The 15,923-nt window shown below is 31.9% G+C and carries 13 protein-coding genes; 4 read left to right on the top strand and 9 right to left on the bottom strand.

The features are described 5' to 3' along the window. The first annotated feature begins 3 nt into the window (after nucleotides 1-3). Nucleotides 4-765 carry a DJ-1/PfpI family protein gene (locus MUN68_RS04125; protein ID WP_249995453.1) on the top strand — a complete coding sequence of 254 codons (762 nt, stop codon included), beginning with the start codon at nucleotides 4-6 and terminating at the stop codon, nucleotides 763-765. Nucleotide 766: 1 nt separating this feature from the next. On the opposite strand, the gene MUN68_RS04120 is transcribed toward MUN68_RS04125, so the two are convergent. Beyond that, nucleotides 767-1,210, bottom strand: a complete 444-nt coding sequence (locus MUN68_RS04120) for an Lrp/AsnC family transcriptional regulator (protein ID WP_249995452.1) — start codon at nucleotides 1,208-1,210, stop codon at nucleotides 767-769. Nucleotides 1,211-1,324: 114 nt separating this feature from the next. On the opposite strand from MUN68_RS04120, the gene MUN68_RS04115 reads away from it, so the two are divergent. Beyond that, nucleotides 1,325-1,720, top strand: coding sequence for a hypothetical protein (locus MUN68_RS04115; RefSeq protein ID WP_249995451.1), 396 nt, complete (start codon nucleotides 1,325-1,327; stop codon nucleotides 1,718-1,720). Here MUN68_RS04115 and MUN68_RS04110 read toward each other — a convergent pair. From MUN68_RS04110 to MUN68_RS04090, 5 genes are all read right to left on the bottom strand, one after another. After that, the gene (locus MUN68_RS04110) at nucleotides 1,717-2,265 is read right to left on the bottom strand and encodes a sigma-70 family RNA polymerase sigma factor (RefSeq protein WP_249995450.1); all 549 of its coding nucleotides are present in this window, start codon (nucleotides 2,263-2,265) and stop codon (nucleotides 1,717-1,719) included. The two genes, MUN68_RS04115 and MUN68_RS04110, sit on opposite strands and share 4 nt — an antisense overlap. A gap of 271 nt (nucleotides 2,266-2,536) precedes the next feature. Continuing rightward, entirely contained in the window at nucleotides 2,537-3,256 is a 720-nt protein-coding gene (locus MUN68_RS04105; protein WP_249995449.1) for a 3-ketoacyl-ACP reductase, read from the bottom strand. 138 nt (nucleotides 3,257-3,394) lie between these two features. Then, on the bottom strand, nucleotides 3,395-3,883 hold the full coding sequence (locus MUN68_RS04100; protein ID WP_249995448.1) for an AAA family ATPase: 489 nt from the start codon (nucleotides 3,881-3,883) through the stop codon (nucleotides 3,395-3,397). A gap of 151 nt (nucleotides 3,884-4,034) precedes the next feature. Further along, the gene (locus MUN68_RS04095) at nucleotides 4,035-4,526 is read right to left on the bottom strand and encodes a hypothetical protein (protein ID WP_249995447.1); all 492 of its coding nucleotides are present in this window, start codon (nucleotides 4,524-4,526) and stop codon (nucleotides 4,035-4,037) included. Between the two features lie 33 nt (nucleotides 4,527-4,559). Continuing rightward, on the bottom strand, nucleotides 4,560-7,976 hold the full coding sequence (locus tag MUN68_RS04090) for a methylmalonyl-CoA mutase family protein (protein ID WP_249995446.1): 3,417 nt from the start codon (nucleotides 7,974-7,976) through the stop codon (nucleotides 4,560-4,562). A gap of 145 nt (nucleotides 7,977-8,121) precedes the next feature. Here MUN68_RS04090 and purU point away from each other — a divergent pair, with 145 nt between their 5' ends. Both purU and MUN68_RS04080 read left to right on the top strand, forming a co-directional pair. After that, entirely contained in the window at nucleotides 8,122-8,970 is an 849-nt protein-coding gene (purU, locus tag MUN68_RS04085) for a formyltetrahydrofolate deformylase (RefSeq protein WP_249995445.1), read from the top strand. A gap of 119 nt (nucleotides 8,971-9,089) precedes the next feature. Further along, complete coding sequence (locus tag MUN68_RS04080) at nucleotides 9,090-9,797, top strand: DUF4197 domain-containing protein (RefSeq protein WP_394357641.1); 708 nt, start codon at nucleotides 9,090-9,092, stop codon at nucleotides 9,795-9,797. 150 nt (nucleotides 9,798-9,947) lie between these two features. On the opposite strand, the gene MUN68_RS04075 is transcribed toward MUN68_RS04080, so the two are convergent. From MUN68_RS04075 to MUN68_RS04065, 3 genes are all read right to left on the bottom strand, one after another. Next, complete coding sequence (locus tag MUN68_RS04075; protein ID WP_249995443.1) at nucleotides 9,948-13,040, bottom strand: DUF7619 domain-containing protein; 3,093 nt, start codon at nucleotides 13,038-13,040, stop codon at nucleotides 9,948-9,950. A 92-nt stretch (nucleotides 13,041-13,132) separates the two neighbouring features. Next, entirely contained in the window at nucleotides 13,133-13,894 is a 762-nt protein-coding gene (locus MUN68_RS04070; RefSeq protein WP_249995442.1) for a LytR/AlgR family response regulator transcription factor, read from the bottom strand. 1 nt (nucleotide 13,895) lies between these two features. Continuing rightward, nucleotides 13,896-15,848 carry a tetratricopeptide repeat-containing sensor histidine kinase gene (locus tag MUN68_RS04065; protein ID WP_249995441.1) on the bottom strand — a complete coding sequence of 651 codons (1,953 nt, stop codon included), beginning with the start codon at nucleotides 15,846-15,848 and terminating at the stop codon, nucleotides 13,896-13,898. Nucleotides 15,849-15,923 lie beyond the last annotated feature (75 nt).

Below are 15,923 nucleotides of genomic sequence, written 5' to 3'. Positions count from 1 at the left end.
ACTATGAAAAACATACTCTTAATATTTAGCATAGTAATCTTTATAAGTTGTAATACGTCCGAAGATAAAAACAAGAACTCAAATAATGAGCTACTGAAACAAGCTCAGCAGAAGGAAAAAGAATTTCCAAAGCTTGAACCCAACAGATACAATGTAGCTTTTCTTATTATGGATGGTGTTTTTAATACTGAATTAACGGCACCTTTTGATATCTTTCAGCACACTATTTTTAGAGATAGCATTAAACCTATGAATGTTTTTACTGTTGCTAATACTGATGAACCTATTGTTACATTTGAAGGCATGCGAATCATTCCCGATTTCAATTATCTGAAAGACAACTTACCAAAAATTGATATTCTCGTTGTGCCAAGTGCCGAACATCATTTGGATACAGATTTAGAAGATGAAGCAATGATAAAATTTGTAAGAAAAATTGATGCACAAGCTCAGTTTATAACATCTCATTGTGATGGTGCTTTTGTTTTAGCGCAAGCTGGATTGCTTGATAATTCAGTATCGACAACGTTTCCAGGTGATATTGATACCATGCGAGAGCGTTTTCCTAATCTAGATATTAGAAAAGATGTGTTATTTGTTCACGACGGAAAATACATAACCTCAGCAGGAGGTGCAAAATCTTTTGAAGCAGCTTTGTATTTATGCGAATTTCTCTACGGCAAAGATATCGCAGAAAGTTTAGCTGGTGGCTTAGTGATTGATTGGAACTTAGAAACTATTCCGCATACTATAATTGAAAGATAATTTATTTCAAAGGTTTAACCTCATTATGTTTTATAACGTGTGATAATACAATTTGTGTTTTTGTTTCACCATAAACAATTAGTTGATCAATAAAAGATTCTAAGTGTTTTTGGTTTTTTAAAACGACTTCCATTACAATATTTTCATTACCAGTTATACGATAACAATTAATTACTTCATTATAGGTTTTCACTTTTTCTAAAAAGGGTTTCAACATGCCCATAAAAGCACGTAAAGTAATTAATGCTTTTAATTGATAACCAACTTCAAACGGACTTACTAAAGTATTATAACTCTGAATAATTCCAGCATCCTCCATTTTTTTAATTCGCTCTGAAACTGCAGGCGAACTAATACCAACTTGACGACCAATTTCAGCATTAGACTCTCGAGCGTTAGTTTGTAAGCATTTCAAAATCTTCCAATTTAGGCTATCAATATCCATTTAAAGTATTTTTACAATCTACATTAATAATTAAATCAAATATACAATTTTACTTTAATATCTAAAGCAAAATATCAATACTTGTCACTAATTTTGTTACGATTGCTATTGAAAATGAATTATAATATCCCATCTCACCTCTCTGAACTGCCTATATATCAAAAGGCTATAGATATCATTGTTCTGTCGCGAAATATTTCGACATACATTGGTCAGGATTTATCATATTTAAGATCAGATGGTACTGAAGACACTCACATATACTTTTCTGGTGATATCATTCAACAATCAGAATCTTTAGCTCCAGAAATTGAAAAAGCGCAAGCTGAATATTGTTCTGATAAGAAACACAAACACTTTATGTCTTTAGAACGATTAGTACATCGTTTACATTTAAATTGCAACCGCTTGCAACATTGCAATAGTAATGGTAAAGATTATTTACCGATCCTACAAAGTGAATTGAAAAAATTCAAGCGTTTACAGCGTCATTGGATGATGACACTTTAAGTAGATGTGCAAACTTTGCAATCTGCCTTTTCTTTAAGTTCTCCAACCAAAAAACCATTATCATTGACTTTAAAATCACAACAATCAATAAAACCTTGAGCGATGAGTTTTCTTCCGCGTTGTATTTGAGATTTCACTGTTGGCAACGGCAAATGCAATTGTTCTGATATTTGAGCTTGCTTCATTCCTTTTACATCACTCAAAAACAATGGATCTCTATATTTTTTTGGTAAATTTTTAATAATACCTCGCAAACAATCAATTTCAGAGTGCTCTAGTTTTAGATCTTCAAAAACAAAATCCTCATCAGTCATTTCATAAACAAGATCGCGTTGTCTAAAATAATCCATAACCGTATATCTAGCTATAGAAAACAACCAAGATTTCAGCTTATTAATATCTTTAAGAGTATTATGTTTGGTATGAACTTTTATAAATGTTTCTTGCAATAAATCATCAGCTACTGTTACATCTTTAACTTTACTCAAAATAAAGTGTTTGATATCATCAGCGTATAGGTTCCAAATGTCTTTTGTTGTCGTCATACTATTGAAAAAATAAAACAATGTCTATTTCGATATAAAGTTACCAAAACAGACATTATTAGCTTATAATTTTAATATAACTTAACAGTTACAATTGTTACATGAACAATTATCACACGTACAGTTTTTACAATTTCCATCATTACAACCTTTACAGTCGCAGGTACAATTTGAATTTTTCATAATCTCTATTTTTAAAGTTCATATTATAGACGATAAAAGATTAAAAAAGATGCATTTCGCTGTATTTATTTTTAAACAGAAATCTAGATTAAGGATTAGTAGACCACAAAGATGCACTTTTAAGCATTGCTCTCTTTGGGAGTTTTAAACCTGCAAGTATTAATTCTGCAAAATCTTCAGGCTGTAAAACGCTATCTTGAGACTCGCTATCTGCAATACCTAAGTCAATTGACATATCTGAAGCTATTGTACTTGGTGTTAAGGTACAAACTCTAATGTTATTCTTACGAACTTCTTTCATTAGAGATTCAGACATTCCAATAACTGCAAATTTAGATGCAGAATAAGCTGATGTACTCGCATTTCCGTTTAAACCTGCTGTAGATGATACATTAATAATTTCACCTTCATTTTGATTAATTAAATATGGCAACACTTCTTTAGTTACATAATACATTCCCATAAGATTGGTTTGAATGATTTGACTCCATTGGTTTACGTCCATGTCATTCAACGTTCCAAAAGCAGCAATTCCAGCATTGTTTACCAAAATATCAATAGAACCCAAAGAATTGATTATATCTTTTATACCTTTTTGAACAGCCTCATAATCACTAACATCAAATACTGAATATATAGCTTTAACGCCAAATGCTTCCAATTCTGAAACGGTTGCTTTTAAAACAGTTTCATTTCTTCCTGTAATAGCAACATCAATTCCTTCTTTTGCAAAGGCTATTGCTGTCGCTTTCCCTAGTCCTCTTCCTCCTCCAGTTATGATTGCCTTTTTATTTTTCAATTGTGTCATCCTAATTTTTTAAATTGTTTTTGAGGTTACTAAAGTAAAAAACACGAATCAAACAGAACAGCTATTCAGTCTCAAAATCGCTGAAATAAGTTTTTTTTGAGAATACCGAATTAATTAGATCGGTTTAATAAACATCTTCTATTCTGAAATTATAAATCCACCAATAAGTTCATCCTTGTTAGGTCTTTCAAACCAGGTTTCCATAAAGTCAAAGTTTTCTTTACTGACTTCAAATTCAAATGTTACTCCTTTTTCATGATTTCGTTTCATGACTCTTTCAAAACGAATTTCCTTTGAAATGTCTAAAAAATGAAACTTTAACTCATAGCCTTTTAATTTAGCGAATGTTCTAAATTTTTCTCTGTGCTCAAATTTCGATAATCCTAAATCGAGAATAGAATCTGTATTAGAGTTTTCTAATTGATCTATTAACTCCATAATCAATAATTCGGCTCTATCAATTCGTTCCAGAAACCATTCTAATCCGTCATCAGGAGTTTTATCTGCAAGAAATAATGTATTATTCCATTTGTCAATTGAAAAAACAATCCCGTTTGTTTTTCTTTTCAATTCCTTAGAATATGTTGTTTTTCCTGAGCCTGTATTTCCGACTATTAAATGAATCATTGGTCTGTTTAATGCATGACAACATGCTCAAATTTGGCAGTGTTTTCCTGCTAAAAAAATTAGTAAAAAAGAAATCTTTAAGGTGAATTCGCTAAGAAATTCCAAGTACGAGTTATGATTAAACTGTTTTCATAACAACACTTTACAGTTACTAATGATATGCAGAGTTATGAGCTAAAGCGCCTTTACAAGTACTACAAGAGCCTGCAGCTCCAGAACCACCTGCACAGCCTTTTGAACATGTATAATGCCATACTCCAGCTGAGTTTTGAGCAGGCTCAGGCTTCTTATCTTGTGTAACAGTTTTAGAAGCAACAGGAGCAGCAAAAGGAGCTGTTGTTGCACTATTTGCTTTGTCATGATAAGTTGTATTATGCGCTAAAACATTTCCACATGTTCCACATTTATCAGCTTTTCCTGCACCTCCAGGGCAACCTATTCTGCAGGTATAATGCCAAACTCCTGCTGTATTTTGAGCAGGCTCTTTAGTCGTTGGAGTTGCTGTAGTTGGTTCTGTTTTTAAATTTTCAACTTCCAATGGTTTTGTACTGTCTTCTTTTGGTGCTTTAGTAGTGTCATTACAGCTATAGAAAGAAATGACTGAACTAAATAATAATATGGCAATAATCTTAAAGTACTTCATAATTGTTTTTAAATCTAAATGGTTTATATAAAATTACATATTTCTGCGATACTGACCGCCTACTTCAAACAAAGCTGAAGTAATTTCTCCTAAAGAACACACTTTACATACATCCATTAAAGCTTCAAATATGTTTTCGTTATTAACGGCTTTAAGTTGTAAATCTTTCAGTAATTGAGTTGTATCATTCGCTTTATGAAGATTCTCTAAAGTTTTTATCTGGAATTGCTTTTCTTCTTCAGTGGCACGAATCACTTCCGCAGGTAAAACCGTTGGAGATCCTGTACTACTCAAAAATGTATTTACTCCAATAATTGGAAAATCACCATTATGCTTAAGCGTTTCATAATACAAGCTTTCTTCTTGAATTTTAGAACGTTGATACATGGTTTCCATAGCTCCTAAAACACCACCACGTTCTGTGATACGATCAAATTCTAAAAGCACAGCTTCTTCAACTAAATCTGTTAGTTCTTCGATAATAAAAGCCCCTTGAATTGGGTTTTCATTTTTATTTAAACCTAATTCTTTATTAATAATCAACTGAATAGCCATCGCACGACGAACCGATTCTTCAGTTGGTGTTGTAATAGCTTCATCATACGCATTAGTATGCAATGAGTTACAGTTGTCATAAATTGCATATAAAGCTTGAAGCGTTGTTCGAATATCATTAAAATCGATTTCTTGAGCATGTAAACTTCTACCAGACGTTTGAATATGGTATTTCAACATTTGGGCTCTTGAATTTGCACCATACTTATGCTTCATAGCTTTAGACCAAATCTTACGAGCTACACGACCAATGACTGCGTATTCTGGATCTATTCCGTTTGAGAAAAAGAACGATAAGTTAGGTCCAAATTTATTGATATCCATACCTCTCGACAAGTAGTATTCAACGTAAGTAAATCCGTTTGATAATGTAAATGCCAATTGTGAAATTGGATTTGCTCCAGCTTCAGCTATATGATATCCTGAAATAGACACACTATAGAAGTTACGCACATTATTATCAATGAAGTACTCTTGAACGTCTCCCATTAAACGCAATGCAAATTCCGTAGAAAAAATACAAGTGTTTTGTGCTTGATCTTCTTTTAAAATATCTGCTTGAACCGTTCCTCTAACTTGAGCAATTGTTTTTGTTTTAATATCTAAATAAATGTCTATTGGCAACACTTGGTCACCTGTAACTCCAAGTAGCATTAAACCTAAACCGTTATTCCCTTTTGGCAATTCGCCATTATAAGATGGACGTTCTTTGTCTTTATAAAGCTTAGTTATTTTAGTTTCAACCTCTTTCTCTAAGTTATTTTCTTTGATATAAAGCTCACATTGTTGGTCTATTGCAGCATTCATAAAAAAGCCTAACAACATTGGAGCAGGACCATTAATCGTCATACTAACTGAGGTCATTACATTTGCCAAATCAAAACCAGAATATAGTTTCTTAGCATCGTCTAAACAGCAGATTGACACACCAGCATTACCTATTTTTCCGTAGATATCTGGTCTGTGATCTGGATCATTTCCGTAGAGTGTTACACTGTCAAATGCTGTAGACAAACGCTTTGCAGGCAATCCCATACTCACATAATGAAAACGACGATTGGTACGTTCTGGACCACCTTCGCCAGCAAACATTCGAGCAGGATCTTCACCTGTGCGTTTAAAAGGATATAATCCTGCTGTAAATGGAAATTCTCCTGGTACATTTTCTTGTAGAGTCCATCTTAAAATATCTCCCCAAGCTTGATACTTAGGCAGAGCGACTTTAGGAATTTTCGTATGAGACAATGACTCTGTCTGAGTTTCAATTTTAATCTCCTTATCTCTCACTTTAAAGGAATAGATAGGATTTTTATACTTGTTTACTTTTTCGTCCCAACCAGTAATCACTTCCCAGTTATATGGGTCTAGGTTGAGTTTTACTCTATCGAATTCTCCAACAAGTAGCTTAATGAAGGCTTTGTTCTCGACTATAATCGGATTGACAGACTCACTTTCAATTCCTGCTTTATCTAATTGTGGTGCATTTCCAGCAACAGATTCAATGGTTTTATAAATCCCATAAAGCTTTTGAGCTACTTCAATTTGATTATTTGCTGTTTTATCGTAGGCACGATTATTTTCAGCTATCTCAGACAAATAACGTGTTCTTGCAGGAGGAATCACAAAGATCTTCTCGCTCATCTCATCAGAGATAAGGAAAGTTGATTGTAAATCGGTCTTCGTTTTCTCAACAAGCTTATCCATAATAGCTTTGTAAAGCGTATTCATTCCTGGATCATTAAACTGAGAGGCAATAGTACCAAAAACAGGTAACTCATCTTGAGGTGTATCCCAAAGATTATTGTTTCGCATATACTGTTTCTTTACATCTCTTAATGCATCTAAAGAACCACGTTTATCAAACTTATTAATGGCAACCAAATCTGCAAAATCAAGCATATCAATTTTCTCAAGCTGAGTTGCTGCTCCAAATTCTGGAGTCATGACGTAAAGTGACACATCACTATGCTCTATGATTTCGGTATCTGATTGTCCGATACCTGAGGTTTCTAATATGATTAAATCAAATTCTGATGCTTTTAAAACTTGAACAGCTTCATTTACATATTTAGACAATGCTAAATTAGATTGTCGTGTTGCTAAACTTCTCATATAAACTCTAGGAGAATTGATAGCATTCATGCGAATACGATCACCTAAAAGTGCACCTCCTGTTTTTCGTTTCGAAGGGTCAACGGAAACAATGCCAATTGTTTTTTCTGGAAAATCAATCAAGAAACGACGCACAAGTTCATCAACTAAACTTGACTTCCCTGCACCACCTGTTCCTGTAATACCGAGCACTGGTGTAATAGAATTTTTATTTTTAGTATGAATTTTATCTAACGTGTCTTTAGCGACTTCTGGAAAATTTTCAGCAGAAGAAATCACTCTAGCAATCGCTTTAGGATTTTTCTTAGGAAGGTTGTCAATTTCACTATTTAAAGTGTCACCAATTGCAAAATCTGATTGCTGAACCAAATCGTTAATCATACCTTGCAATCCCATTTCTCTTCCATCATCTGGAGAATAAATTCGTGCAATACCATAATCCATAAGTTCTTTAATTTCCGAAGGAAGAATGACGCCTCCTCCACCTCCAAAGATTTTAATATGATCAGCTCCTCTTTCTTTCAAAAGATCATACATATATTTAAAATACTCATTATGACCACCTTGATATGACGTTAAACAAATAGCATTCACATCTTCTTGAATCGCAGTGTTTACTACTTCTTCAACACTTCTATCATGACCTAAGTGTATGACTTCAACACCAGTAGCTTGAATGATTCTCCGCATGATATTTATTGATGCGTCGTGACCATCAAACAATGATGCTGCAGTAACTATTCTAACTTTATATTTCGGGTTGTATGGTGCGACTTGCTTCATTCGTAAAATTATGTGTTTTAAAGGTTACAAATTTACGGAATATTCAAAAAACATAAGGGTTTATAATAAAATATCTAAAAGTTTAATTTTGATAAGGCTCATACTGAATTTATACTACCTTAGTTTGATTAAAAAGGAAGATTAAGTGAAAAAAATTACAATTCAAATTCATTGTAAAGACCAATCTGGTATCATTGCATCTGTTACAAGCTTTATTGCGAATAAGAGTGGAAATATCGTATATATTGATCAGCACGTCGATCGAGAACAAAACATATTTTTTATGCGATTAGAAAGTGAGTTCAATTCATTTTCAATTGACACATTTAAAACTGAATTTATTACTGTTTTGGCTTCAAAATTTAAAATGAAATGGCGTATTTATGATGCTAAAGACAAACCCAAAATGGCCATTTTTGTTTCGAAGTATGACCACTGTCTTTATGATATTTTAAGCAGATATAATTCAGGAGAATTACATTGCGAAATACCTTTTATTGTGAGCAATCACCAAGATTTAGAATATATAGCACAAAATTTTAACATTCCATTTTATCATATTCCAGTTTCAAAAAGCACTAAACAAGATGCTGAAAACAAACAGCTAGATTTATTAAATTCTCATAATATTGATTTTATAGTTTTAGCTCGATATATGCAAATTGTTTCAAGAAAATTAATAGACCAATTTCAAAATAAAATTATCAATATCCATCATTCTTTCCTACCTGCATTTGTTGGCGCAAAACCTTATCATTCTGCTTTAAAGCGAGGTGTGAAAATCATTGGAGCTACCAGCCATTATATTACAGAAGAATTAGATGCAGGTCCTATTATAGAACAAGATGTAGCCAGAGTAACGCATACACACTCTATAGACGATTTAATCACAAAAGGACGAGATTTAGAAAAAATAGTTTTAGCGACAGCCATTAAACATCATATCAATAGAAAAGTAATGGTTTATAATAACAAAACTATTATTTTCTATTAAGGCTCAACTAATTTTAAACTATTTAAAGTGACCAATTTAAAAAAAATGTCTCTTAATATTTATGTACTACAAATTCAATTAAACACTTATATTTGTAAACTTAAAATCAATAAATCATGATGCGTAAATTATTAGCTTTTGTACTTATTTTGAATCTTACTGCATGTGCAGAATTACAAAGTGTTGTTGACCAATTACCTCAACAAACTGGATCTATATTGAGTAATGCAGATATGGCTGCAGGTTTACGCCAAGCCTTAGATTTAGGAATTGACAAACAGGTTAGCAAACTTACTCTTAAGAACGGTTTTTTTAAAAATGAATTGGTTAAAATCTTATTACCTGAAGAATTACAAAAAATTGACAAAGGTTTACGTGACATCGGTTTAGGGAATTTAGCTGATGAAGGTCTTAAAGTGCTAAATAGAGCAGCAGAAGACGCTGTAAAAGAAGCTACACCAATTTTTGTTAGTGCAGTAAAAGACATCACTTTTAATGATGCTAAAAACATTTTATTAGGAAATGATAATGCTGCAACACAATACTTAACAGGTAAAACACAAACGGAGTTATATAATAAATTTAAACCTGTGATCAATACTAGCTTTAGCAAGGTTGGAGCTGATCAAATTTGGGCTAATCTTATTAATAAATACAATGCAATCCCATTAACCAATAATGTAAATCCAGATTTAACAGACTACGTTACAGGTGAAGCCTTAAAAGGTGTTTACACAATGATTGCTGTTGAAGAAAAAGAGATTCGTAATAAAGTATCATCAAGAACTACAGACTTACTTCGTAAGGTTTTTGCGTTGCAAGATTAATAATAAAGATACTGTCTAAAAAGTGTCCTTCTAAATAAAATGAAAAATCTCTTGAAATCATAATGATTTGATTTTAAAAAAATTAAGATTCATCGCTTTGCTCTGAATGACATCATTAATCACTTTTTAGACAACCTCTTAGTTCATTATCTATTCTTTAATGATTTTCTCTACGTAAACGCCTTTATCTGTTAGTATTTTCACAAAATAGATTCCGTTGCTACGTGTTGACATATCTAATTCTATTTCTGTATTAGAATCTATTTTAGTTTGCAACAACCTACCTTGAACATCAAATAATGAAATAGTCTCAATCGTATTCTTTGCCTTAATGTTTAGCATGTTTTTTACTGGATTAGGGTAAAGGTTTATAGTATTGTCTATCGCATAATCGGGATTACTTAATGCTGCAAATGTGGTATTAGCATCATTGGTTTCTATTGGAAAATTATAATCAAAGAAAATCTCAGCATCTTTAGTAACGGTATCATTAGTTACTAAATCCTGTTTGGTTCTCATTCTTAATAAAATGTTTCCGTGACCTCCAGTAGCTTCTAAATAAATAGATTCGAAAATTAATTCTAAAGTGTTATTTGTCACCTTGACATCTACATCATGAGAACTACTGAGTAATCGTAATGAGTTAATGTCAAATTGTGTTGGATCTACTTCTATTTTTACAACAACATTTTCTGCAGGAGCATTACCTGTATTTTCAAAACGAACTATATAATGCAAATAGTTTCCTATTTCTGTAGCTCCAACCAGGTCACCTTCCACACAATTAATATCATTTGGATCAAAAGAACCTACGACAATTTGATTAAAATTAAAAACATTGTCTGAAGGCAAATCGTCTCCTGCTATTGGACTTACAGTTGCTGTAAATTCTAATTCATCGTCAATATTAACAGCTGGTGTTTCTGTAGGATCATTAACATTTAGGATGAGGTAAATACTTCGACTTTCAAATGGTAATAAATTGGCATAATCCCAACTAAGTGCACCCACTGCTTGAGTTGTGGGAATCTCTGTACTACTTACATAATCCAGAACTGCATCATTATAATTTACTAGAACATCTCCTGAAACGGTTTGATTCCCCTTATTCTTATAAGTAATAACGTATTCTGCATCAAAACCAGGTCTTGCTGGAATGCTAGGCGCAATTACAATCTCAATATCTGGATGAATGCCATTAGGCGTTATGCAAAAATCTTGTAGCTCTATATTATTATTTATATCAGGAAAATTAATAGTTGCATCAATTGGTGCCAAATTAAAAAATGTTGGATTTTCAATATCTGGTGTGACTGTGAACGTTCCATCATCAGTATAAAAAAAGTATTCTCCTGTGTTAGTTGTAAATGTCGCTCCATCGTTTACACCATCATTTATATTTATTTTAATAAACGGAAACGCATCATCATTACTATCACAGCCATTATTATCGTTATCAAATGCTATATTTCCAGTAATGGTATTGTAATCACCTCCAGGAACAAATGAGCAATAGGTATTTAAATTACAATTAGTATAGCCTAAATCGTCTATAACTGTTTGTACCTGATCAATTTCATCATCATCTACACAGATATAGCGAAGATTAGGTAGTCCTGCCAAATAAAGGTTATTCGAATCTGTTCCATTTTTCACAAATAAATATTCTAATTGCGGATTACTTTGAACGTTAATATAGCTCGTAACATCAACATTATTTAAATCTAAACTTTGGATTTGACTTCCAAACGAGAGTTTAAAAATGAACATTGTTAAATTTCCAAAATCGATATTCACAATTGGATTAAGACCTAAGTCTAAAATCCCTATATAGGTAGCACTCGTTACATCTAGAGATGAAAGTTGATTTTCAGTAGCGTCAAAATTAGATTGAACATTAATAAGATTATCTACATTAATACTCGTTAAATCATTACCACTAACATTAATATCATTTGCATCTAATAAGCTACTTAAATCTAAACTAGTTAATGAGTTTCCATCTAACTCTAAATCTGCCATGTTAGTTAAACTAGTTAAGTCAATAGCTGTTAGGTCTGCATCATTGGCAATTATATCTTGTACAGAAACCAAACTAGACAAATCTATAACTCCAGGAATACTGCTACCATATTCAAAATCGTTCCCAATATTTATTAATCCACTCAGATCTGTTGTCTGTATAGGTCCTTGAATTGTCACATCATGTCCAACAAATGTTAAAGTGCTCAGGTTTAGATCACCAAAACTTCCTGAAATATTAAAATCATTAAAAACACTTTCCAAGTTCCCTAATTCCAAATTAGTTATACTAGATGCATTGACTAACACAAAATCGCCACTACCAACATTAGTTGTTGTGGTAAAATCTAAAACCGTTTGCAAATTATTCAAATTGAGTGTACTTAAAGCACTCGCATTTGAGCACAAAAACCCTCCAACAGAGGTTAAACTACTTAAGTCTACGGTCGTAAGATTCACATCCATATCGCTCAATCTTAAGAGCTCTGAAACTGTTTGCAATCCACTTAAATCAACTGTAATTAAATCATCATTAAAGGTAATTCTCAAGCTATTCGCACTAAGTAAACTACTTACATCTAAATTGAGCATATCGTTGTTTTGCACAAACCGAAATGATCCAGCCGATGCTAAACTGTCTAAATTAAGACTCGTAAGCGCTCCATTATCTTGAAAAGAAATATAATTGGCGTGTACCAAATTACTTAAATCCACAGATGTTAAAAAGTTGGTATTTGTGCATGTAAAACCAACACTAATATTCGTTAATGCTGACCAATTAAGACTTGTAAAGTCATTACTAGAACAATCAAATTCCACTACTTCTGTCATGAAGTTCATATCTAATTCGGTAATGTCATTATAACTGCAATCCAAACTATGTAAATTGGCCAAATTAGAAATACCTTCTAAGGTCACTATATTATTAAAACTACAATTAAGGCTCTCAAGATTTATAAAAGCGGCAATCCCTTCTAAAGAAACAATATTTTGACTATTAAGTACCAGGCCCAAAACAGCCTCAGCTTCAGTGACTTGAATTTCACCATCGTCATTCAAATCTGCATCAATGTTACCATAACCGTTTCCATTTGTATCAACACAATTTGTAGTTAGTAAAGCATTCTTAAAATTAGCATCAGGTATATCAACTATTTGAGCAAAAGCAGAGCTTGATAGAAACATTAAAAATAGAAAGGATATAGATGTTATACTTTTCATAGCAATTATTTTATTTATTATTTAAAGTTAACCCAACAACTTAAGTTATCAATAGGTTATTTAGAATTTGACACTTTTCATTTAGAATTCGATTACATGGTGTTTAGTAATTCCTTTAAACGATCACGTTTGCGTTGTGACACTGGTAACTGAGAACCATCTTCCATTATGATATAACCACCATCTTTTTTTATATACGTTTTTAAATACATTATATTAATAAGATGACTTTGATGTATGCGTTCAAAACCGTGTTCACTTAACAACTCATCATATTCTTTTAATGTTTTTGAAATTAGAACTGGTTTTTGATTTTTTATATAAAACTTGGTATAATTGTCTTCACTTTCGCACCTTATAATATTTCCAATTTCAAAAAGATGAATACCTTCGGAAGTCGATAAAGCAATACGTTTAAACGTATCCACTTTCTTACTGATATTTTCTAACAATAAATCTATATTAGAAAAACTGGAGGCGCGTTCAATACTGTTCTTTATTTTGTTAACGACTTGTTTTAATTCATCTGGATCCACTGGTTTTAACAAAAAGTCTAACGCTGAAAAACGAAATGCTTTTATTGCATATTTTTCATGTGCAGTGATAAATACAATATTTGTATTTATCTTGCCTTCTACTTTAATTATGTGTTCTAAAATGTCAAAGCCAGTACCATTAATTAATTGTATATCTAAAAATACAACCTGAGGCTTCTTGGTTAGAATTTCAGCAGCACCATTTTGAACATCGTCTGCCTCACCTATTACGTCAATTTCTGGCGCATAACGTTGAAGCAAGCCCTTCATACCATTACGCAAATTAATATCATCATCTATTATTATTGCTGTTATCATTTTAGTCTATGTATTGAATTGGTATGCTAATAATTACTTTTGTGCCCAAACTGTTACCATTGGCATCATTAATTTGATGACAATCTAAACTCGCTTGTGTATTTGCTATTTTAGAAATCATTTTTAAACGTTTCTCGATAATCTTTAACGCCATTGATTTATGTATTTGCACTGAATCTTCCTTTAGCCTAACTGAATTGTCTATACCAATACCATTATCTTGTATTGTACAAATAATCATATTCTGTTTTGTAGAAAAATCTATAGTTATTTTTCCTTTTTCTTTTTTAGCAACCAGACCGTGAATGATGCCATTTTCCACTAAAGGCTGAATTAATAAAGGAGAAATTGCAACCGCATCTTCGATTGTATTACTCTTTGTAATATTGAAATCAAAAACATTATTAAAACGTAATTGTTCAAGCTCCAAATAATTCTGAAGACTTTCAATTTCTTTTTCAATAGGAATAAGTGCTTCCTTAGAATACTCTAATGTTAAGCGCATTAACTTAGAAAATTTTGCCAAATACTTAATGGCATGATCTGTTCCGTTATTTATAATAAATCCTGAAATTGCGCCTAAACAATTAAAAATAAAATGCGGATTCATTTGTAAATGCAATGCTTTTTGCTCGTAAGCAATTAATTCATTTTGCAAGGTTAAACGCTTTTTTAGTTGCATTTTATTGAAATACAAAAAGATAAAACCACACAGTAATAAAGCAGCAACACTAATGAAAATCAATCTCAATCTGCTTTGTTTTGCTTCCTCTACTATAATTAATTGTTGCTTTTCACGTTCTAATTTTTCTAAACTTTCCTTTTTCTCATATTCAAAATTCATTTCTGCTTGAACACCTTTCCTTATACTCTGGTCATTTAATAGGGAATCCTGAAATGTTGCGTATAATTTATAATGTCTTAAAGCTTCAAATAAATTATTTTGCTTTTCGTTTGCCGCACTTAACACTTTTTCTGCAAGTATTATTTGTTCTAACACATTAGTTTCGGTTGCTAAACTCAAGGCTTTTGAAGCATTTTCTAAGGCTTTTTTGTATTGTTTTTGTTCTAAAAACAATTGCCCTTTAAATAGGTATGTATCTGCAATTCCGAATTTATCATTTATACTATTAAACGCTAAAATAGCTTTATCCCAATGTTCTACAGCTGCTTCAATATTATTAGTTTTTTTATAATATAATCCCATACTATTATGCCATTCTCCCAGTGCTCGTGGATTGGTTTTTACGGCATTTCCTGCTTCTTTATAGTACGAATACGCTTCAGTATATGTGTTAAGCTCTAAATAGCAATTAGCAATATTTGTTAATGTAATGCCTATATTACTATCATTTAATTGTTGCTGAATGACTTTAGCTTTTTCAAAATACTGAAGTGCTTTACTAAATTCTTTTTGTGATCTATATGCAACACCAACGTTATTATATAAACGTGACAACATATTTACATCGTTGACCTCTTCATAAATCTTAATAGATTTTAAATAATATTGAAATGCTCTTGAGTAATTACTTTGCTCAGAAGAGACAATTCCTATACTTCCATATGCTCTGGCCAGACTTTTCTTTACGTCTTCCGTTGGATTTTTTTCTAATACAATTTCAAATAGTGTTTTAGCTTTAAAAAAGCAATCAACAGCTTTATCGTAATTTCCTATTATAATATTACCATTCCCTAAGTTTACATAAGCATACCCTTCTTCTTGTTTAAGGTTTAGCTCTTTAGCAAGCTGAAGTGCTTTTTCACCAAAAAAAATTACTTGTTCTCCGCTACTTGTTTTATAAACATTAGAAATTTGATTGAAAAGTTGAAGTTTGTCAACTTTATCGGTTGTTTGAGACACAATGATAATTAAACTATCTGCAACCTTGCTTTGAGATTGAATCTTAAAACAACTAAATATAAGTAAGCAAAAGAGAAATACTTTATTCAAAACTTAATGAGGTTTATTAATCAAATATACTATGTTAGAATAAAGAATAGGTAGAGAATTAGAATTTGACTTGTT

It is taken from the genome of Psychroserpens ponticola (genome assembly GCF_023556315.2).
GTDB classification, from domain to species: Bacteria; Bacteroidota; Bacteroidia; order Flavobacteriales; family Flavobacteriaceae; genus Psychroserpens; species Psychroserpens ponticola.
Note: the sequence above shows the minus strand (reverse complement) of the source record. Positions and strands in the feature narration are given on the sequence as shown.